Annotated in this window: 18 protein-coding genes, 1 tRNA gene and 1 pseudogene; 5 read left to right on the top strand and 15 right to left on the bottom strand. The window is 39.6% G+C overall.

Features of this window, described 5'->3' with window-relative positions; genetic code table 11:
• Positions 1-14 precede the first annotated feature (14 nt).
• From IE867_RS14895 to IE867_RS06700, 7 genes and pseudogenes are all read right to left on the bottom strand, one after another.
• Positions 15-551, bottom strand: coding sequence for an alpha-isopropylmalate synthase regulatory domain-containing protein (locus IE867_RS14895; protein WP_318779323.1), 537 nt, complete (start codon positions 549-551; stop codon positions 15-17).
• 198 nt (positions 552-749) lie between these two features.
• Positions 750-1,640, bottom strand: a pseudogene (gene thrC / locus IE867_RS14890) (threonine synthase); the annotation flags it as partial.
• A gap of 185 nt (positions 1,641-1,825) precedes the next feature.
• Entirely contained in the window at positions 1,826-2,122 is a 297-nt protein-coding gene (locus IE867_RS06720; RefSeq protein WP_117002983.1) for an acetolactate synthase small subunit, read from the bottom strand.
• Between the two features lie 4 nt (positions 2,123-2,126).
• A complete protein-coding gene (ilvB, locus tag IE867_RS06715) occupies positions 2,127-3,839 on the bottom strand; it encodes a biosynthetic-type acetolactate synthase large subunit (RefSeq protein ID WP_192484003.1) in 1,713 nt (570 codons plus the stop codon).
• Between the two features lie 433 nt (positions 3,840-4,272).
• A complete protein-coding gene (gene glyQ, locus IE867_RS06710) occupies positions 4,273-5,160 on the bottom strand; it encodes a glycine--tRNA ligase subunit alpha (protein WP_192484002.1) in 888 nt (295 codons plus the stop codon).
• A 310-nt stretch (positions 5,161-5,470) separates the two neighbouring features.
• Positions 5,471-5,548: transfer RNA gene (locus IE867_RS06705), tRNA-Val, on the bottom strand.
• Between the two features lie 72 nt (positions 5,549-5,620).
• The gene (locus IE867_RS06700) at positions 5,621-7,864 is read right to left on the bottom strand and encodes an NADP-dependent isocitrate dehydrogenase (protein WP_192484001.1); all 2,244 of its coding nucleotides are present in this window, start codon (positions 7,862-7,864) and stop codon (positions 5,621-5,623) included.
• A gap of 199 nt (positions 7,865-8,063) precedes the next feature.
• Here IE867_RS06700 and IE867_RS06695 point away from each other — a divergent pair, with 199 nt between their 5' ends.
• Positions 8,064-8,795: a DNA-binding protein gene (locus tag IE867_RS06695; RefSeq protein WP_192484000.1), complete on the top strand. Its 732-nt coding sequence runs from the start codon at positions 8,064-8,066 to the stop codon at positions 8,793-8,795.
• A gap of 6 nt (positions 8,796-8,801) precedes the next feature.
• Here the strand turns inward: IE867_RS06695 and IE867_RS06690 are convergent, their stop codons facing one another.
• The gene (locus tag IE867_RS06690; protein WP_192483999.1) at positions 8,802-9,266 is read right to left on the bottom strand and encodes an RES family NAD+ phosphorylase; all 465 of its coding nucleotides are present in this window, start codon (positions 9,264-9,266) and stop codon (positions 8,802-8,804) included.
• Positions 9,266-9,691 carry a type II RES/Xre toxin-antitoxin system antitoxin gene (gene parS / locus IE867_RS06685; protein WP_192483998.1) on the bottom strand — a complete coding sequence of 142 codons (426 nt, stop codon included), beginning with the start codon at positions 9,689-9,691 and terminating at the stop codon, positions 9,266-9,268. Before parS ends, IE867_RS06690 begins: the two co-directional genes overlap by 1 nt.
• Before the next feature lie 299 nt (positions 9,692-9,990).
• On the opposite strand from parS, the gene IE867_RS06680 reads away from it, so the two are divergent.
• From IE867_RS06680 to IE867_RS06670, 3 genes are all read left to right on the top strand, one after another.
• Entirely contained in the window at positions 9,991-11,574 is a 1,584-nt protein-coding gene (locus IE867_RS06680) for a SulP family inorganic anion transporter (protein ID WP_404826254.1), read from the top strand.
• Positions 11,575-11,813: 239 nt separating this feature from the next.
• Entirely contained in the window at positions 11,814-12,518 is a 705-nt protein-coding gene (locus IE867_RS06675) for a response regulator transcription factor (RefSeq protein WP_192483997.1), read from the top strand.
• A gap of 3 nt (positions 12,519-12,521) precedes the next feature.
• Positions 12,522-13,817 (top strand): sensor histidine kinase, encoded by a 1,296-nt coding sequence (locus IE867_RS06670; RefSeq protein WP_192483996.1) that lies wholly within the window; start codon positions 12,522-12,524, stop codon positions 13,815-13,817.
• On the opposite strand, the gene IE867_RS06665 is transcribed toward IE867_RS06670, so the two are convergent.
• From IE867_RS06665 to IE867_RS06645, 5 genes are all read right to left on the bottom strand, one after another.
• Positions 13,814-14,368, bottom strand: a complete 555-nt coding sequence (locus IE867_RS06665) for a DUF3261 domain-containing protein (protein ID WP_192483995.1) — start codon at positions 14,366-14,368, stop codon at positions 13,814-13,816. The two genes, IE867_RS06670 and IE867_RS06665, sit on opposite strands and share 4 nt — an antisense overlap.
• Positions 14,369-14,421: 53 nt before the next feature.
• Positions 14,422-15,336, bottom strand: coding sequence for an LpxL/LpxP family acyltransferase (locus IE867_RS06660; protein WP_192483994.1), 915 nt, complete (start codon positions 15,334-15,336; stop codon positions 14,422-14,424).
• 18 nt (positions 15,337-15,354) lie between these two features.
• On the bottom strand, positions 15,355-16,740 hold the full coding sequence (nhaD, locus tag IE867_RS06655; RefSeq protein ID WP_192483993.1) for a sodium:proton antiporter NhaD: 1,386 nt from the start codon (positions 16,738-16,740) through the stop codon (positions 15,355-15,357).
• Positions 16,741-16,813: 73 nt separating this feature from the next.
• Positions 16,814-18,112: an LbtU family siderophore porin gene (locus tag IE867_RS06650; RefSeq protein WP_192483992.1), complete on the bottom strand. Its 1,299-nt coding sequence runs from the start codon at positions 18,110-18,112 to the stop codon at positions 16,814-16,816.
• Positions 18,113-18,260: 148 nt separating this feature from the next.
• Positions 18,261-18,866 (bottom strand): peroxiredoxin, encoded by a 606-nt coding sequence (locus IE867_RS06645; RefSeq protein WP_192483991.1) that lies wholly within the window; start codon positions 18,864-18,866, stop codon positions 18,261-18,263.
• Positions 18,867-18,991: 125 nt separating this feature from the next.
• Here IE867_RS06645 and IE867_RS06640 point away from each other — a divergent pair, with 125 nt between their 5' ends.
• A complete protein-coding gene (locus IE867_RS06640; protein WP_192483990.1) occupies positions 18,992-19,576 on the top strand; it encodes an HAD family hydrolase in 585 nt (194 codons plus the stop codon).
• 84 nt (positions 19,577-19,660) lie between these two features.
• Here IE867_RS06640 and IE867_RS06635 read toward each other — a convergent pair whose 3' ends face one another.
• Complete coding sequence (locus IE867_RS06635) at positions 19,661-20,899, bottom strand: MFS transporter (protein WP_192483989.1); 1,239 nt, start codon at positions 20,897-20,899, stop codon at positions 19,661-19,663.
• Between the last annotated feature and the right edge of the window lie 83 nt (positions 20,900-20,982).

Raw genomic sequence — 20,982 nt, 5'->3', positions numbered from 1 at the left:
ATATTCCTTTGTTTTTATGCCGGATGCGCAATATTGTACGCATCAATAAATGCTTCAACAGATGCCTGAATAATATCAGGTGAAACTGCTTTGCCAACCGAGTTTTGACTACCTTTAATTAATTTCATTTCAACATACACTACCGCATCAGCACCTTGTCCACGAATCTGCACCTTATAATCGGTCAATTGATATTGAATCTCACTAGGGCAAGCCTTGCATAAAGCCTGAATAATGGCATCAACGGGACCAACACCTCTATTTGATGCATAGTAAAGTTGACCATTAAGCTCGACGGTAACTTCAGCATCAGCAATTTTATCTTGTCCTGTAGTCACCTTAAATGACACAACTTTTAAAATATCACTATGTGTGACATCAATCATCTCCATCGCATCTTGTACGATGTCTTGCAAATCTGAAATATGAATTGCACGTCCTTTTGCTAAAAAGCGCTCAATGCAACTTTGCACCTTGGCAATTAAGTCATCGTTGTAATTGGCGCCAAATAAATCCTCTAATGCCTCTTTGGTTTGACTAGGATTTGGCATTTCTCTAAACAATACCTGATCTTTTTCAACAAACACCATCGTTTTATTATCGAAGAAATTACTGTCATATAGTTTGTCAAAGTCTTTTTCATTTGGATAAATAATCGGCGGTTGAATCGCTGATTTCAACACCACTGACGGATCTTTTAAGCCTTCACCTGATAACACACAAACAATGCGCTGCCCAGACTTGATCAAGCCTTGTTCTTTTTTCTTAAATAAATGCGCAACCGTTGCTGCTGAGGCACTTTCAACAAATAAACCTTCTTGTGTGGATAGATAATATTGTGCTTTAAGCATATCAGTATCACTGACCGCTGATGCTTCACCGTCAGTTTGATAAATCGCATCAATCGCTTTGTCACCATCGATTGGGAAAGGCACTGCAATTGCCGTGGCAATCGTATCAGCTCGTTCTAATGGTTCAAGATGTTTCGCCTTTTTATCAAATGCATTCACCAAAGAGCAAGCACCCGTTGATTGTACACCAACTAAGCGCGGTATCTTATGAATAAGTCTCAAGCCTTGATACTCAGCAAATCCCTTGGCGTAAGCCGTAATATTCGTACCACAACCCACGGGAATAATCACCTCATCCGGCACTTGAAACAATAGCTGATCAATAACTTCAAAGGCACCGGTTTTTTGTCCTTCAACCCGAAAAGCATAGTCTCCGGCTAAGAAAAATTTGCGTGATTTAGCAATTTTATAGGCCAAGTTTGCTGCATCGTTATAGCTGCCCTTAACCTGAATAATTTTGCCACCAAATGAGATAACTTGTGCAAGCTTCGACATCGATACCCCTTCAGGTACAACGATAAAGCATGGCATTTTAGCTGCTGCTGCATAGCATGAACATGATGCTGCCATATTACCCGTTGAGGCTAAGATTACCCCTTTGGCACCCAACTCTTTGGCAATGCTAATATCAACTGCAGAGCCACGATCTTTAAACGAACCTGTTGGGTTTTTACCCTCAACTTTGAAGTATAAATCAATCCCTAGCTCTTTGCCTAACACTTTGCTTTTGACAAGTGGTGTTGCACTTTCACGTAATGAGACAAAGTTAGCGGGTTCTTGAATCGGCATTAACGGTAAATACTTGGAAAGACAAGGGGCAGCAGAAACAAAATAATCTAAATTAATCTTACGTCGAATATGCTCAAGATCCATTTGCACTTCCCATGGTGAGGTCTCTCCAGCAAAAACAAAATCATCAGTTGTCACCACATCTTTGGTGTTAAAATCTAGCAGTTGATACATGGACTTTTCCTTTAGGCGACTTTCAGTGATTCTTTGTTTGTAGCTTCTTCGGTAGTAATTGGCATACTATTTGAGATCTGAATATCGATCACCTCAATCACTTTGGCAAGTTGTCTTACGACTTTTTGGATTTTTTCATCGTTAGAATGCAGCACCAAACTAAAATGTGATACCCCTTTATTAGCAGTTTCAAAAACATTCATCTGCTCAATATTGATTCTATGACGTGAGAAAATCGATGAAATACGCTGTAAAACAGATAAAGCATTTTCTGTTGTCATTGAGATAAAGTAAATTTTCTGTTGCATAATCTTACCCTCCTACGGATAGTTGTGTATCACTGATTGAAGCACCTGCTGGCACCATTGGGAAAACATTTTCTTGCTGCTCAACCACCACCTCTAAAAAGAATGATTTTGGCGAATCTAACATCTCTTGAATACTAGCCTCTAAATCCACGCGATCAACGACACGCTTGCCGCGGATGCCATAGGCTTCAGCGACTTTGACAAAATCAGGAGATGAGATATTAGTATAAGCATAACGCTCTTCAAAAAAGAGCTCTTGCCACTGTCTTACCATGCCAAGATAACCATTATTAAGAACGATCATCTTAAGATTAATCCCCTCTTGATTAAGTACGGCAAGCTCTTGGATATTCATCTGAAAACCACCGTCTCCGGCAATGGCAATGACTTGTTTTTGATCTTTAATACCAAGTTTAGCACCGATGGCTGCAGGCAGCGCAAACCCCATTGTCCCTAAGCCACCTGATGTAATATGGCTATTACTATTCTTAAATTGATAATAGCGTGCCGCAATCATCTGATGTTGACCAACATCACTGACGATAATGGCTTCCCCTTTCGTCTTTTCAGACAAAAGGGCAACGACTTCTGCCATTTTTAGCTCACCACTAGTTGGTTTTGTCTCACTTTTGATAACGGCATCATATTCTTTGGCATGGTGCTCAACAAAGCACTTATGCCAATTATCATGTTTGTTCTGGCAAACGAAAGGTAAAAGTGCGGTTAATGCTTCTTTAGCATCGGCATGAATCGCAACATCAGCTTTAACATTTTTGTCAATCTCTGCCATATCAATTTCAATGTGAATCACTTTAGCATTTGGCAAATAACGCTTGAGATCTCCCGTAACCCGATCATCAAAACGCATACCCACAGCGACAACGACATCAGCATCATTGCATAAGACATTGGCTGCATAATTGCCATGCATACCCAGCATGCCTTTATACAATGGATGCTCTACAGGGAAAGAGGATAAACCTAACAACGTACTAACCACGGGCACATCTGCTTTTTCCGCGATTTTGATAAATGCTTCTTCAGCGCCAGAGATCATCACACCATGTCCTGCAATCATAATCGGTTTTTTTGCCAAATTAATCAGCTGTGACGCCTTGTGTACACTATCCATATTAATCATTGGCTTTTTAAGCCATTTCGGTTTAGCGGTGTCTTGATTTGCTGTTTGATAAGCACTGATATATTCCATCATACCCACTTGCGCATCTTTGGTGATATCGATGAGTACGGGTCCTGGACGACCATTTCGAGCAATTTCAAAGGCTTTTTTAAAGACACTTGGGATTTCATTTGGATCGGTGATTTGATAATTCCATTTGGTAGCAGTAATGGTCATGCCAATAATATCTGCTTCTTGAAACGCATCAGACCCCAACAAACTGCTAAATACCTGGCCAGTAATACAAACCACTGGAATAGAGTCAATAAGTGCATCTGCTATACCGGTAATAAGGTTTGTAGCACCAGGTCCTGAGGTGGCAATAGCAACACCAACACCACCGGTTGCACGCGCAAAGCCAACCGCACCATGAATTGCAGCCTGCTCATGACGCACCAATACGTGGTGAAGTGTATCTTTGGCATCATACAAGGCATCATAGGTTGGCATAATTGCCCCCCCTGGATAGCCAAAAACAGTACGAGCCCCTTCCTCTATTAGTGCTTTAACAATTGCTTGTGCGCCAGTTATTTGCATACCTACTCCCTACCGTCTTTATTTCAATTTATTTACATATACCCATCACAAAACTTATAATAAAAAGCCAAAAAAAAACCCGCATCCTCCTTTTGGTTGGAAGATGCGGGTTTCCTAATCTTGGCTTTTCTTAGCTATAGCCGCACACCTTCCGGTCGTCCAATGACGACCAGAATAATCAGGATCAGGCTGATTATTGGTGAACGTAGCATAAATTAATCTCCAAAATTATTGCGTTTTTACGTATTTTTGCGTATTTACTAACAAATGCTCTGCATCTGTTTTAAACAACATAAGTGTTAAACTAGCAATAGATTTTGCGAAACACAACCTTTTATTTATAAATTTTTAAAATTTATTTGCACAAGCATCTATTGTTTATTAGCTTTAAATGTAGGATCACATAATAAACAACACCCAGAGTCATCAGAAATCAAACATTACTTAAAATCGGAAACCCAAGTTCCTCACGAGTTTTGTAATAGACTTCAGCCACACCTCGTGAGAGAGTGCGCACACGTAGAATATAGCGCTGACGCTCAGTTACAGAGATCGCATGACGCGCATCTAGCAAGTTAAAAGTATGGGACGCCTTAAGCATCATCTCATAAGCGGGTAATGCTAGGCCTTTTTCTAAAAGGCGCGCACTTTCCTTCTCAAGAAAATCAAACTCGCTAAATAGGTGCTCAACATCAGCTTCTTCAAAGTTGTATTGTGACATCTCGCGTTCGTTTTGTTGAAACACATCGCGATAATACACAGGACCCATTGCTGTATTTGCCCACAGTAAATCATACATGCTATCAACATTTTGCAAATACATTGCCAAACGCTCAAGTCCATAAGTAATCTCACCGGTAACAGGTTTGCATTCTAAGCCACCAACTTGTTGGAAATAGGTAAACTGGGTCACTTCCATACCATTTGCCCAGACTTCCCAACCTAAGCCCCAAGCGCCTAAGGTAGGTGATTCCCAATTATCCTCAACGAAGCGAATATCATGCTCTAATGGGTCAATACCTAAAACACGCAATGACCCCAAGTATAGCTCTTGCAATTCTTTCGGTGATGGCTTCATCACCACTTGAAATTGATAATAATGTTGACCACGATTAGGGTTCTCACCATAGCGGCCATCGGTTGGACGACGCGATGGTTGCACATATGCTGCATTCCAACTCTCCGGACCAATTGCTCTCAAAAAAGTTGCTGGATGAAAGGTGCCAGCACCTACTTCCATATCCAATGGTTGCACGATCATACAACCTTTTTCTGCCCAATATTGCTGAAGTTTAAAAATAATATCCTGAAAACTAAGCATTAACGATTATCCACATTCATCACATCAAAATTGCGCTAAAGTATATACTTATTAGTTGTTATTTTATAGTGTTTATCTTAGTCTTCACAGGGCAATCGCATTTAAAAACTGTTGATTTTAATGGATTTTGTGAAAGATTCTGAAAATAAAGCCTGACAATGACAGAAAACACAGTAACTTCATCAAAAATAAAATCCGCTTGTTAAGTTTAGTCAACGAGCTAGACAATATTTCCAACATATATCAGGTAATCGGTTTCTCACGAGAGGCTTTTTATCGTTATCAAGAAGCTGTAAAATAAGGCGAAATATGGTGGTCGCTACTGGACTCGAACCAGTGACCCCTACCATGTCAAGGTAGTACTCTAACCAGACTGAGCTAAGCGACCAATGAGCGGAGATTATAATTCGTTTATAGAAAATCACAAGCCCATTTCGTAATTTTCTATGAACTTTAATAGTTAAGCGCTAACAGGCTCTTTTGCCAAGCTATTGATAACCTGATTAAGTGTCTCACTTGGGCGCATTGCTTTCTCAATTTTCTGCGCATTCGGATGATAATATCCACCAATATCAACTGCAACACCTTGCGCGTCATTTAGTTCAGTGACGATCTTAGCTTCATTCTCTTTAAGCGCTTGCGCTACTGGCTTAAATACATGCGCCAATTGCGCATCTTGTGTTTGCTTGGCTAAGCTTTCTGCCCAGTACATCGCCAAATAGAAATGACTACCACGATTATCAAGCTCACCAACTTTACGTGATGGTGATTTATTCTTATCCAAGAACTTAGCATTTGCCTGATCTAGTGCATCGGCTAATACACGCACTTTACCATCATTTGTTTTATTAGCTAAATCATCTAAAGAGGCAGCTAATGCAAGAAACTCTCCTAATGAATCCCAACGCAAATGATTCTCGGCTACTAATTGCTGTACGTGCTTAGGCGCTGAACCACCGGCACCTGTTTCATACAGTCCACCACCGGCTAGTAATGGTACAATCGATAGCATCTTAGCACTTGTACCTAGTTCCAATATCGGGAATAAGTCGGTTAGATAGTCACGCAATACATTACCTGTTGCTGAAATCACATCTTTACCAGCTTTGATCGCTTTAAGTGAAAAGCGTGTAGCATCAACTGGTGACATGATATGTATTTCAAGACCATTAGTGTCATGATTTTTAAGATAGGTTTTTACCTTAGTAATCAAATTAGCATCATGCGCACGCTTGTCATCTAGCCAAAACACAACAGGTGTATTGGTAATACGCGCACGTGATACTGCGAGTTTCACCCAATCTTCAATCGCAACATCTTTGGTTTGACACATACGCCAGATATCACCCTTTTCAACATCATGTGATAATAGCTTATTGCCATTAGCATCGATAACACTGACTTTGCCGTCAGCCGTGATTTCAAATGTCTTATCATGTGAGCCGTATTCTTCTGCTTTTTTTGCCATTAAACCGACATTGGCAACACTACCCATCGTTGTTGGATCAAATGCACCATGTTCTTTACAAAAATTAATTGTTTCTTGGTAAACACCAGCATATGAACGATCAGGAATCATAGCCTTTGTATCATGCAATTTGCCATCACGTCCCCACATCTTGCCAGAAGAGCGGATCATCGCCGGCATAGATGCATCAATAATAACATCATTTGGCACGTGCAAGTTGGTAATTCCTTTATCAGAATCAACCATCGCAAGCTCAACGCGCGTCTTATAAACATTCTCAAGATCTTGTTCAATCGCAGCTTGCTCAGATTCTGGCAAGCGCTTAATCTTGGCATAAACATCACCAATACCATTATTAGGATTCACACCAAGCTTGGCAAAAACATCTGCATATTTGTTAAAGACATCTTGGTAATAAATACTTACTGCATGTCCAAAAATAATGGGATCAGAGACTTTCATCATTGTTGCTTTCATATGTAGTGATAGCAATACGTCATCTTTTTGCGCTAGATCAATTTGCTCAGCAAAGAATGCTCTTAATGCCTTAACCGACATTTTAGAGGCATCAATGACTTCTCCCTTTAATAATGGGAAATCTGACTTAAGTGTTTCACTTTGCCCTGCTTTATCGGTAAATACGATCTTCACTTTGGTATCATCAGCGACAACAGTTGATACTTCGCTACCATAAAAATCATCGCCTGACATATGTGCCACATGTGACTTAGAGCCTTTGTCCCACGCGCCCATTGAGTGCGGATGTTTTTTTGCATATTCTTTTACCGCTTTAGCGACACGGCGATCTGAATTCCCCTCTCGCAATACCGGATTAACAGCACTGCCTAGCACCTTGGCATAACGCGCTTTTGTTTCTTTTTCTTCAGCTGTTTTCGCATCAACTGGGTAATCAGGGATCGGATATCCTTGTGCTTGCAACTCAGCAATTGCCGCTTGCAACTGCGGGATCGACGCACTGATATTTGGCAACTTGATAATATTGGCATTTGGTGTTTTAGCTAGTTCACCTAAAATAGCTAACTCATCTTCATGATGCTGTTCTGTTGTTAATGACTCTGGGAAATGCGCCAGTATTCTTGCTGCAAGTGAGATGTCTTTTGTTTCAACCTCTATACCGCAAGGCTTAGTAAACGCTTCAATAATCGGTAACAATGAATAAGTTGCCAGCATTGGCGCTTCATCTGTATGGGTATAAATTAGCTTTGTTGAGCTCATGCTTATGTCCTCTTATATTGTGGATATCAATCAGTGATTGCTACATTAAATTCGCGCCTTATCATAACAAAATATATGCTTGACGCCTATCTTATGTTTGACGCAATTGAATATCTTGCTATAATCGCCATGGATTGTAGATATAAACTCTCTTTAAACTTTCGTTAAATCAATTACTCGATTAAGGATATAACAAACCATGGCTCGTCCAGGCATTTCTTACGAAGATATACTCGAAGCAATTACCAAGCTAGAAGCACAAGGCATTACTCCTAGCATAAATAATGTTCGTGATACCGTTGGTCGCGGCAGTCCGACGACTATCAGTAAATTTTTAAAACAGTGGCGTGAAGAACGTGCAACCGGTCAAACAGCCGCACAACCAGCAACCACTCATAAGAATACAGAAGATACTATGCAACCTGCTCCAGAAGAAAACACTACTACTGCAAAAATACAAGCGGCAAAAATTCCTGAAGAAAAGCCTCAAACAAAAATGGCAGTTAGCGATAAACCGTCAGCTGTAACTAGCACAATGAAGGCACAAGACCCTATGATTCAAGCACTTCTTACAAGTTCTCATGCATTAAGTAGTGACATCCTTAGCAGTATGTCTGATGAATGGAGCATGATTTTAAACGAAAGCAACCCTGAGCTTAAAGTGCGTAAGCTATATGCTGCTTTAGTCAAGGAGCAAACACGTCGCGAATCAGCCGAGCAAGTCGCTAAAGAAGCACGTATTTATGCTGAAACACTCAAAGAGCAAACAACACAGCGTATTTCAGACTTGCGTGATGCTTTAGAAGGGCAAATTGCTTTTTTAAATGGACAAATTCGCCAACTTAAGCGTGAATCCGAGCAAACACTTGAGTACTATCGCAAACAGCTTGAAAAATCAAATAATGCATTAGCTGAGAAAAAGCGTTCATAAACTAACTTACGATCTCAATAAGCGTTTATCAAATCTAAAATCTGTTAACTTAATCTCTTTAATCTTGGCAAAGTCTTGATGTAAGGGGTTAATAAGATAATTATACTCATCAAATGGCGTAATAATTGACGGGACTTTCAGTACACAACTGGTTTTTTGCTTAAGCCAGTTATCACCAAGAGCGCGCAGATCATGCGCGTGCATGCCACGAATATCGTTATTATCTAAACCAATGTCTGTTGCCGTTAACAAAGACACTGCAGCAATATCAGCCGAGATAATCACCTGCTCAATCGGCGCATTAGCTGGATCATAATGCACTAACGACTCTAAAATAGCCAAGGATTGTGACTCAGCCATATAAATAATCTGCTGACCACGGCTATGCCAACGACCTGAAGCAAAGAGCCCACCCAAACCATTTAAAGGCGGATCTGCAAATTGTTTCTGTGTAATACGCCAAGCAATCATCAGCTATATATCCCATAGGAAATACGATAAAGCAAATTATCAATAATCTGGCAACCCAAAGAATTTTTGAGAAGCTCAAGCGGCGTTCTTTCACCTAACGCAAGGTTTTTTGTTGCAAGCCAATTATTAACCTTTTCCTTAGTACCAAACACTTCAAGCGCATGTGCATATACTTTTGCGATCAATATCAAACGATCAGATTCTTTTGCATCAAGCATACCCATTTCTTTTCTACGCAAATAGGTTTTACGGTTAATCGGAATAAGTGATGATACGACTTCCTCTGTTAAACCACTTGATTTGGCAAATCGCAAAATAGCTGCAGATTTAATACCTTGATTGATCTCTTCATATAAATCAGACTCTGCATGTATATGTTTATTTTTAAAATTAGCGCGACCTAATAAATTATCTACTAGCTGCATAAGCCAACTCCACAATGGAAACTTGTCCAAAATTTTAGGACAAGTTACCAAAAAAATCCAGTCAATTATTCAAGGACATTGGGTATACACCCATTGTAAATCATTATGCAGTGTTTAATTGCAAAGCAGTTTTTGAAGATTTTGCTTAATTGGATTGCAGGTAATAGTAGATGCTATTGCTAAAATCCAATTAAGCAAAAGCACGGAAAATGCAAAGCAAGAAATTTTGTAAAATGGTTTATGATGGGTGTATATCATAGTAGAATGCAATTTTTATAAAAATCAAATTCTTATACTATATGTTATTACAACGCGTTAATCGCTTTTTGATGCCCAATCAAGATGGCAAACACATGACGGACTTTTTATCCGGTGTAACAGTCGCTTTAGCCCTAATCCCTGAGGCTGTCGCCTTTGCTCTAGTGGCTGGCGTTAATCCCACTGTTGGCTTATATGCAGCTTTCATTATGTGCTTTATGACAGCGGTTTTTGGTGGCAGACCAGGCATGATATCAGGTGCTACCGGCTCAATGGCAGTCGTGATGGTTTCGATTATGCTGCTTTTTCCTAATGACCCTATTACAGGCATGAATTACCTATTTGCCACAGTAATTCTCACGGGTATCATTCAGATTGTTATAGGACTTCTGGGCTTTGGCAAGTTTATTCGTATGCTACCTAAATCGGTTATGGTTGGCTTTGTTAATGGTCTAGCTATTGTCATTTTCTTATCGCAATTACAACAGTTCAAATACACGCCAACTGGGCTAGATCATAAAGTTTGGTTACAAGGCATTGACTTATATGTGATGATTGGACTTGTCGTACTCGCCATGCTCATTACACATTTCTTACCCAAACTCACCAAAGCAATTCCTTCTGCATTAACGGCTATCATCGTTGTCACCGTAATTGCCTTATTTATACCATTACCGGGCAATCATATTTTAAATGTTGGAGATATGATCGGTACTGGCACAGATATTGTAAGCCACGCTTTTAGTATTCCACATATTCCATTTACTTGGCATGCACTGACGATTATTGTGCCTTATGCACTTATTTTGGCTATTATTGGACTGTCTGAATCGTTAATGACATTGACCTTGATTGATGAAATCACCAAAACACGTGGTCGTGGTAACAAAGAGTGTATTGCCCAAGGCGCTGGCAATATTATCTCTGGCTTTTTCAAAGCCATGGGCGGCTGCGCGATGATTGGTCAAAGCATGATCAACATCAGCTCTGGCGGGCGCGGACGCTTATCTGGCATTACTGCTGCTGTGTTTTTATTGTTTTTTATCGTTGTCGCCATGCCACTAATTAAAATCATTCCACTGGCTGCCCTTGTCGGGGTGATGTTTATGGTTGTGATTGAAACCTTTGAATGGGCAAGTTTCAAATTCATTCGCAAGATTCCTTTACACGATGCATTCATCATTATTGTCGTAACCGTTGTTACCGTAATGACGGACCTTGCAGTTGCTGTTATTGTTGGTGTGATCTTAGCGTCCCTTGTCTTTGCCTGGCAAACTGCAAAAAACATCTATGCCGAAACCAAAATCAACACGGATGGCAGCAAAGAGTATATTCTGCATGGCCCTTTGTTCTTTAGCTCAAGCACACGCTTTAAAAGCCTCTTTGCCCCCGCGGACGATCCTAGTGAAGTCATTATTGATTTCAAATACTCACGTGTTAGTGACCACTCCGCCATTGATGCCATTGCTTACGTTGCCGAATGTTATAGTAACCTTGGCAAAAACTTACATTTAAGACATTTAAGCCTAGAATGTAAGGAGCTATTAGGCAAAGCAGGAAACCTTGTTGAAGTCAATGTACTTGAAGACCCTGATTATCATGTCGCCACTGATAAGCTCAGTTAATCATTATTCACCGTCATATTCTTTATTTTATTCTGTATACCCATCGTAAATTATTTTTCAATGTTTGATTACAAAGCATTTTGTGAAGCTTTTGGTAAGTTGAATTGCGGGTAATAGCTTGAACTCTTGCCAAAATTCAACTTACTCAAAGCACAGAAAAGGCAAAGGAAGAAACGCTGTAAAATAGTTTATGATGGGTATATAATTATCAGCAATTATTGCATTAAAGTACTAAACCCATGCAAGATACTGAAAAAAAACGTATTATCATTGTCGATGATGATCTAATCATTCGCCAAGAATTAAAACATATTCTTGAGCGTGAACAATACGACGTACAACACGCAGCAAACCCGCCTGAAGCTGATGAAATTCTCAGATCTTTTGCTGCTGATTTGATGATTCTTGATTTAAATATGCCTGGGTTTGAAAATGGCAAATACTATTGCCGCAGAATCTGTGAATCGCTCAATATTCCGATTATTATCATTACCGCGTCTGATGATGAGATCGATGAAATTTTATCTTATGAACTGGGTGCTTTGCACTTTATGCATAAACCGTTTAATACCCGATTATTGATTGCCAAGGTTCGCAACATTCTTTCGATTGCTTACAAGCCTAAGACACACACTGAGAAAAGTATCTGGCGCATTGACAGTAAAAGCTTCACACTCTCACGCCATGATACTGAGCAAAGTATTAGTATTAATAAAAATGAATATCTCTTGTTAAGTTATCTCAATGACAATCATAGTGAAGCCAAGTCGCAACATGATATCGCGCAAGTGATTTACAACCGCCCGATTGCTGCCGATGACCGGATTATTTCAACCTTAATTTCTCGCTTGCGTCAAAAGCTTGAAAGCATTGACAGTGATGATCTAATCGTTTCGATTCGTGGTATTGGTTATAGTTTAAAAAGCAACATCACGATTGATTAACCGATGATGAAGCTTAGAAGAAACTCACCAAACTTGAAATCTAGATTACGTTTTAATTTACTTTTATTCATTGCCTTTATTATCAACATCGTACTGATTAGTTATTTCTACACCAACACCTACATTGATCACAATGAAGATCAGCGCGTTGAAGCGACTAACTTAATTAATTTAATTACTGAAATCGATCACTTAAAACTATCAAGCAAAGAAGAAAAATACCTAAAAAGCATTATCCCGCGCTTTAGTAATAATCGTGTGATGGTTACGATTGCAGATAAACCTCAAATCAGCTCTGATTATATCTATAGTCATGATCTACAAATCAACTCACAACAAGTGCACCACGCACTAAGCAATATTCGTTTCTGGCGCAATAACATTATCTCGATTTACTCAAATCAACTGAAAGAGTGGATTATTGTCTATTTGCCTGCGATTAGCTTTCCGTGGTTTGCCACAGTATTTGTATTGTTACAACTATTGGTTATGCTTTATTTACTTATTTATCTGATTAATGGGCGAAAGTTACTTCTTGCGATGAATAGGCTGTTTGAACTTGAACAAAGACATCAACTAAACTTACCTGCCATTCGTGGTAATTTTTTCACACAATCAAGCTTACATCTCTTGCATAAATCTGCACAATATATTGATAGTTTAATTGCTAAGATCCAGACATTGAATGAAGTCAAAATGAAAACCATGGCAACTTTAGCGCATGATATCAGGACACCGCTCACACGCATTGATCTTATGTTATATCAAATCGAAGATGCAAGATTAAGAGAACGCATTTTTGAGCAAATTGATGATATCGATCTTATCTTAAAAAATACGATTGATTATGCGAAACAAAAGCATTTATCACACCCTAAAAGCACCATTGATTTATGCCAAATCGTCACTGACATTGTTCAGGATTATCAATCACATAATCCTAAGCGTATTCAAATCTCTGCCATTTATGATCGTTGCTTTATTCATGGCTCACAAGTTGAGATTGAGCGCGCGCTAACAAACATTATTAATAATGCATTAAAATACGGCAGCAAAGTGCGTGTGCGACTCACACAATACAAAGACACGCTCACTATTGAAATCAGCGATGATGGGCCAGGCGTGCCATCTGCGCAATTAGGCGATATTTTTATGCCCTTTCAACAAGGTGATAACTCGTCATCTAAAGGCAACGGTCTTGGCCTATCTATCGCCAAAGACATCATTGAAAGCCACGGTGGACGCATTGAGGCTAAAAACAATCAACCTTGTGGATTATCAATTACGATTACTATTTAACTGTCTTTTAACGTCTTAATCGCTATTTGATAGTGATAAACGAAGTTCTCAAGCTGTACATCTGCATACAGATCTTGTTGATTCTGATAATTAATCTGCATAACGAGCTGATCATTCAAATAAAACTGGCGCTGATTTTTATGTGACTGCATTGTAATATCCGTTGTTTGTAGCATCTCATGAATAACCCTTGTCGGTGCATAGGTAAAAATAAAATCAACCAAACTTTGCTTAACCCCCATATCAGCATGTGGCATCGGCAAGCTGCTACTGTCAATAGAAGTCCCATCATAAACAAGCGAGAAAATCGAGCCACCCCAACCCGCAGCAGCAACAATAACAATCTTTTGTTTTGATGCTTCTACTTCAACCTGCGCAACATACGATTCTTTTTTGCCTTTTATTGTATATTCTGAGCTTAGGATTTGGGTCACATCAAAGTTTAGATCAAGCTCAGTTGGTGTTGGCAGTTTCAGCTTTTGTGTTTTGAAAACCTCAACCTCTGGCGTATTTATTGCACGAGTTTGTAACAAAGCGCAGGATGATAGCAATATACAACCTATTAGCAGCATTGTGATATTACGAAAATAAGCTAAATATCTCATCAGTAAATACTCGCTTCACCTTGTGGGCGCGACTTATAACGCCGATGCTGCCACAAATATTGATCAGGGAAATCCGTAATCGCTTTCTCCAGAATATGATGATATCTTAGCGCATCTTGATAATCATCGCCTGAAGGGAAGTTATCAAGTGCGGGTAATACATAAATATCATAACCCGATAGATCCGCCTTACGCGCATAATAGCACGGCACAACTTTCGCAGCTGTTTTCTCTGCCAACCAAGAGGTTGCTACCAAAGTTGCGCACGCTTTGCCAAAGAAAGGCACAAAGATACTACGCTCTGCACCAAAATCCTGATCGGGGGCATACCAGACCGAGCTACCTTTTTTAAGTGCTTTGACAATCGATACAACATTTTTGCGCTGTAAACATTGACTAACATAGGTTTCGCGCGATGTTGTCATCACCTGCTCAAACAGAGGATCCTTATGCTTTTGATAAACAAGATAAAAAGGACTGTAATGCTCACCAATAAAGCGTCCAATGACTTCCATACAAGTAAAGTGAGCACCGAGCATTAAAGCCCCTTGCTTAGTATCATTATGCGCATTTTCAAAGTGCTGTATACCATGAGTATCAAACTTAATCTTATTAAAACGTTTTTTTGGCATAAACCAGGCAATCGCCGTTTCAACCCCTGAGATACCAATTGATTCAAAGCATTTTTTGCATAACTTCTCTAGCTCTTGTTCACTTTTATTCGGAAAAGCAATCTTGAGATTTGTTAATGTAATCTGTTTACGTCGCTTCAAAAATGGATAAGTCATGCGCCCAAGAAGTATGCCTATTTTCATCTGCCAACGAAAGGGCAGATAGACAAAGCCGCGCAAAAAAAGAAAGGCAAGCTGCAAACTCCAATACTTTGGGGCGTAAAAACGTGATTTTTCTGTCATTGATTACCTTTATGATGGTTAGCTAAAAAAAGCTTGGTTTAGCAAAAGATGCATTGCAATACTAGCAAAATATCCTAACAAAATCACCCAGCTCCACTTCAAATGCCCTAAAAAAGTATACTGGCCATGCGCTTTGCCCATCACTGCAACGCCCGCTGCAGAACCAATCGATAGCAAGCTGCCACCAATGCCTGTGGTTAAGGTTACCAATAGCCACTGCCCTTCAGTTAATGGCGGATGCATCGTTAGCACACCAAACATCACAGGGATATTATCAACAATGGCTGAGAGTAGACCAATTAAAATATTCGCTTGTGTGATATGATCAAACACTTGTGGCATGGCACTTGGCACATTGTGATATAGGAAATTAGATAACACTTCTAAATAACCTAAAGTTGCCAAACCCTGAACTGCAAGTAAAATACCAAAGAAAAATAACAAGGTATCCCATTCAATCATTTGAATTTTTTGAAATACATCAAAATGCTCACGTGCTTTTTTCTTTAAAAAGAAGCCTAAAAACATCAAATAACCTAAACCTGTCATCATGCCTAATACTGGTGGCAGATCTAACAAATTCTGGAAAAGTACAGCGGTAATGACCGTTAATACAAACATCACAATGACAACAATCGCGCCTGATTTGAGTTTAACCTCTAACAAATCATGACTATGATCTTCACCTTTGGGCAGGAAAAAACTCATAATAGTCGCCGGAATAAGGAAACTCACTAATGCCGGAACAAATAATGCAAAGAAATGCGTAAATGGTACAATCCCACTTTGCCACACCATCAATGTTGTGATATCACCAAATGGACTGAAGGCACCACCAGCATTGGCAGCAACGACGATATTAATACAAGCTAGGCAGATAAACTTCGTCTGACCTCTGCCCACCGAAAGCACTACGGCACTTAAAATTAAAGCGGTTGTTAAGTTATCGGCAAACGGCGAGATAAAAAATGCCAGAAGTCCAGTTAACCAAAAGATACCTTTAAAGCGCAAGCCCATTTTAAGAAGGAGTGTTTTTAGTTTTTCAAAAACATTGCGCTCTTCTAGCACATGAATATAAGTCATTGCTACCAATAAGAACAATAGCAGCTCACCATATTCCAATAAGCCTTTATTTAAGCTTTGTTCAACGATATCGCTTTGCCCATTGATCTTGCCAATGATTGCCGTGAGCACCCAAATAATGCCTGCCGCTAGAATCACTGGTTTTGATTTCGCCAGATGAATCACATCTTCAAGCATCACCATGATATAAGCAATAATAAAAGTAGCTAATGCAATAAGTGCATATGGACTTAGTATTGCCTGCATCACTGTTGTTGATATTTCATTTGCATATAAAGCGCATGGCATCATTAATATGAATAAATATAAACTTCTAATCATCTCTCCCCACCCTGAAAACAAAAAAGGCCGCAATTGCGACCTTTAAAGTGTGTAAACTAACTAATCAGTATTATTAGAAGTAAACTGTAGCATCCAACATCAATGTGTTGTATTTACCAACACTAGTACCTGCTGATTTACCAGACATGTAGTTATAAGAACCACCAATCCAAACAGTATCAACCACGTTGTAACGTGTACCAACTTCAAATTGATATAAGTTGTTATCAGAGTTTTGCGCTACTTGGCTGTATGATACATAAGGTACCATATCTTTACCTGCGACTGGCATAGTGTAAGAAGAGTCTAAGCTCCACGCTTTAACAGTAGAACCTGAATCAAAGCTTACTAGTATTGGAAGTGCATTAAAGCCAAATGCTGTAATACCTGCAGTATCTTTGTTGTGCGCGCCAGTTGCAGTGTTAAGGCCACCTGTTGCATTACCATAAACAGAAGTTTGGTTCATACCACTAACACCAGAAGTCGTGACCAAAAACTCACCATTAACTGCAAGACCTTGAATCATTACACCGGCATTGAAGTCCAATGCACCAACCATTTTGTTTTTCATACCAGCTTTATCTTCAGAAAAACCAGTTGCATTAACATAACCAGCACCCGCATAGTAACCTAAATTACCTGCTTTGCCATTATAAGAGGCGTTTAATGCAAAGTTATTGATTTGCTGAGCATTTGAAGCTTGTGAGTTCATTAATGACTCACCTTTACCATTCATTAATGTAGCTGTTGCATTAATACCATTCATTGCAAAACCGGCACCGACTTGACCACCATATGCCATAAAGTAAGCACGTGTTAAAGTTGGCATAAAGTTAGTGACTGAATCAAACTTACCAAACTCAACGACTTTTTTACCACCAAATGCATAGAAAGGTGACTTAGTCAAGTTACCAACAACAAAGTAAGCACTTGGTAATGTCACATTACTAGAAGCCGCATTTGTAACTTGTACGTCAGCGAAACCAGTTACCCAGTCACCAATAGTAGAAGTGAATGCCAAATCAGCATAAGGCATCTTAACTTCACTTGAGCTATTGTTATTTCCAGTTGCACCACTTGGGTGAACACCTGAAGTTACGCCCGAAGTATTTTGATAGTTTGCATAAATCTCACCTTTACCACCAATATAGATAGCATTAGGCGCTAGATCGCCAGACTTACGCGCATTAAGGATATCTAAAACAGAACCAGTCACTTGCTGGTTGTTTAGCATTTGTTGTGAATAGCTTGCATCTGTACGCACGTTGACGATACCGCCACCGTTTTGTACTTGATCATTCATTGAACCTGCTGCAAAAGCTGAAGCGCTTGCAGTTGCAGCAACCGCTGCGACGATCATCTTAAGTTTCATAGTTTCTCCTCAACTGTTTTAAAACTTACATTTTTATTAAAAAATGATTCCTTTTTGTCGGCTTCTTTGCCGTCGAAAGACTACACACCGACAAAGGTATCACTTTATTTTAAATTTTCAAGCAAATCATAGATTTTTTTATAAAAAATTACAAAGATTCAGCATTTTCTGCTAAATAAGCAGCAACACCTTGCGGTGACGCCTTCATACCTTTATCACCTTCTTTCCAACCAGCTGGGCATACTTCACCGTGTTCCTCAAAGAATTGCAATGCTTGAACCATGCGCACTAATTCGTCCATATTGCGACCTAAAGGCAGATCATTAACCACTTGATGTCTCACTACACCGTCTTTATCAATTAAGAATGTACCACGGAAAGCAACCCCTGCTTCAGGATGCTCAACACCATAGGCTTTAACAATACTATGGTTAATATCAGCAACCATCGTGTATTTAACCGCACCAATACCACCATCATTCACCGGAGTATTGCGCCATGCATTGTGCGTGAAATGTGAATCAATCGATACTGCGAATACTTCAACACCTAGCTTTTTAAGCTCATCAACACGCTTATCAAGTGCGATTAACTCAGATGGGCAAACAAAAGTAAAATCAAGTGGATAAAAAACAACCGCGGCATACTTACCAGCGCGCGCTTTTTCAAAGCTTAATGCATCTACAATTTCACCATTTCCTAGCACTGCTGGCGCTGTGAATTCAGGCGCTTTGCGTCCTACTAATACCGTCATGATTATCTCCTTAGGGTTTGTAATTTCATAAATTGACAACAATTTAGTGCGCAAAAGTTTGCTAAAGCCTGACAATTATGTCAATAATGACACAGCAGAATTTAACAAATTTTGGAAATAATTTTATGATTTACATTCACCCCAAAACCCAAGCCTTAATTTTCGATTGTGACGGCACCATTGCTGATACGATGGTTATCCATAATGAAGCATGGCATACCATCGCCCAACGTTATCGTTTCAACTTAAGTCCTGACGAGCTTGCTCATTACAATGGCATCCCTACTTTACAAATATTACAAATGTTAACTACAAGCGAAGACAAGAAACGTTTTGACCTACACAAGATGGTCCATGAAAAAGAGAATCTTGCCGAGAAGAAGATGGATCGCGTGATTGCTATCCAACCGGTGCTTGATCTTATCAATCGTTATCACCAAAAACTGCCGATGGTGGTCATCTCTGGTGGCATGCGTCGAAATGTAGTCAAGACACTAGAAGCACTTGATATCGCTACTCACTTTGAATTTATCATCACCGCTGATGACGATCACCCAACTAAAGATACACCAGAAGCTTTTACTTTAATCGCTAACAGACTGGGTGTTGATCATGATAAATGCCATGTTTTTGAAGATGGCAAACCTGGACTTATCAATGCCGTTAAAGCCAATATGATGGTCACTGATATTAGAACGTTTTACCCTTAATAATAAAAGATAAGTTTCGCTATTTTCACCTCGCCCCTTGAGGGAGAGGTCGTGCGGCTTATGCTGCACGGGTGAGGGGGAAAATTAAAACTTTAACTTAATTATTATTGACGACTTAACTACACTGAAAAATGCAACTAAGGCAATAATACAAACATAAATAACAACATAAGCAATATTCGCCAAATCAATCGCTAAGAATTGCGCAACCAACGGTGCCGTACCGCCAAATGTGGCAACGGATATACTCCACGCCACACCCATGCCAGTATAGCGAATATTAACAGGAAAAATATCAACCAAATAGCGAAACATGCTACCAGTAACCAAGGTATTGCTTAGCGCGTATAACGCTTGCGCGCACAGCGCCAAATATATATTTGAGAATCCTGATAAATAGAATAAAGCAGGCACGGTGATCACACTACTTAAAAGCCCTGCTTTTAGCATTTTTTGCGTACCTAATCTATCTGCCAATAATGCCGCTATTGGCGTCAACACTGTCACAGTCGCTACACCAAAAGTTGCAACCCAGTGCGCATTTTCACTGGTTAAAACCCCTCGCTGAATAACGAAAGATACCCACCACAGATTACAAATATAGATATACACCCCAACAAATGCCGCAATAAAAAAACATTGCATCAGCTGATTGGTATATCCTTTAAATGCTTTGATGCCATTAAAGAATGCTTTATTTACTCTAATACTTTCAAACTCAGGGCTCTCAGTCGTACTTATCCGAAAGTACAACCCAATTAAGCAGCCGACAAAACCCAAATAAAAGGGTACACGCCAAAACCATTCCGGCATCATCGATAATGAGACGATTGATGCCATTGCCGCCCCCAACATCATACCCAAGGCAGCCGCAAAACTTACCCAACTCACCGCAAGACTTTTAAGGCCACCATGGTAATGCTCAGCGACAAAGATCGCTGCTCCTGTAAACTCACCTGACACCGAAATACCTTGAAGAATCCGCAAGAAAAGCAAAAGCAAAGGTGCCGCAACTCCAATACTTTCATAACTTGGCAAAAGCCCAATAGATAAAGTTGCCACCCCCATCAGGACAAGGCTTAAGGATAAGGCTTGTTTGCGCCCAAATTTATCGCCGATAATACCAAAAACAATCGAGCCAAAAGGGCGTGCTAAATAGCTTGCTGCAAATATACACAAACTAAACAACATCGCATAAGGCGTATCTTCAGGAAAGAATAGATGTGCGAATTTAAACGCTAAATAGCCATAAAAGCTAAACTCTGCCCACTCGACAAATGTCCCAATCGCCGATGCGATAATGACTTTATTTTTTGATTGCATCACGATAATCCTCGCCCTTTAAACGCAAGGATTATGCCGTGAGTTAGATAAAAAGAAAAGACAAGAACGAATCAAAAAAGGAA

It is taken from the genome of Cysteiniphilum marinum (assembly GCF_014857925.1).
Classification (GTDB): domain Bacteria; phylum Pseudomonadota; class Gammaproteobacteria; order Francisellales; family Francisellaceae; genus Caedibacter; species Caedibacter marinus.
This window is presented reverse-complemented; position numbering and strand designations above follow the sequence as displayed.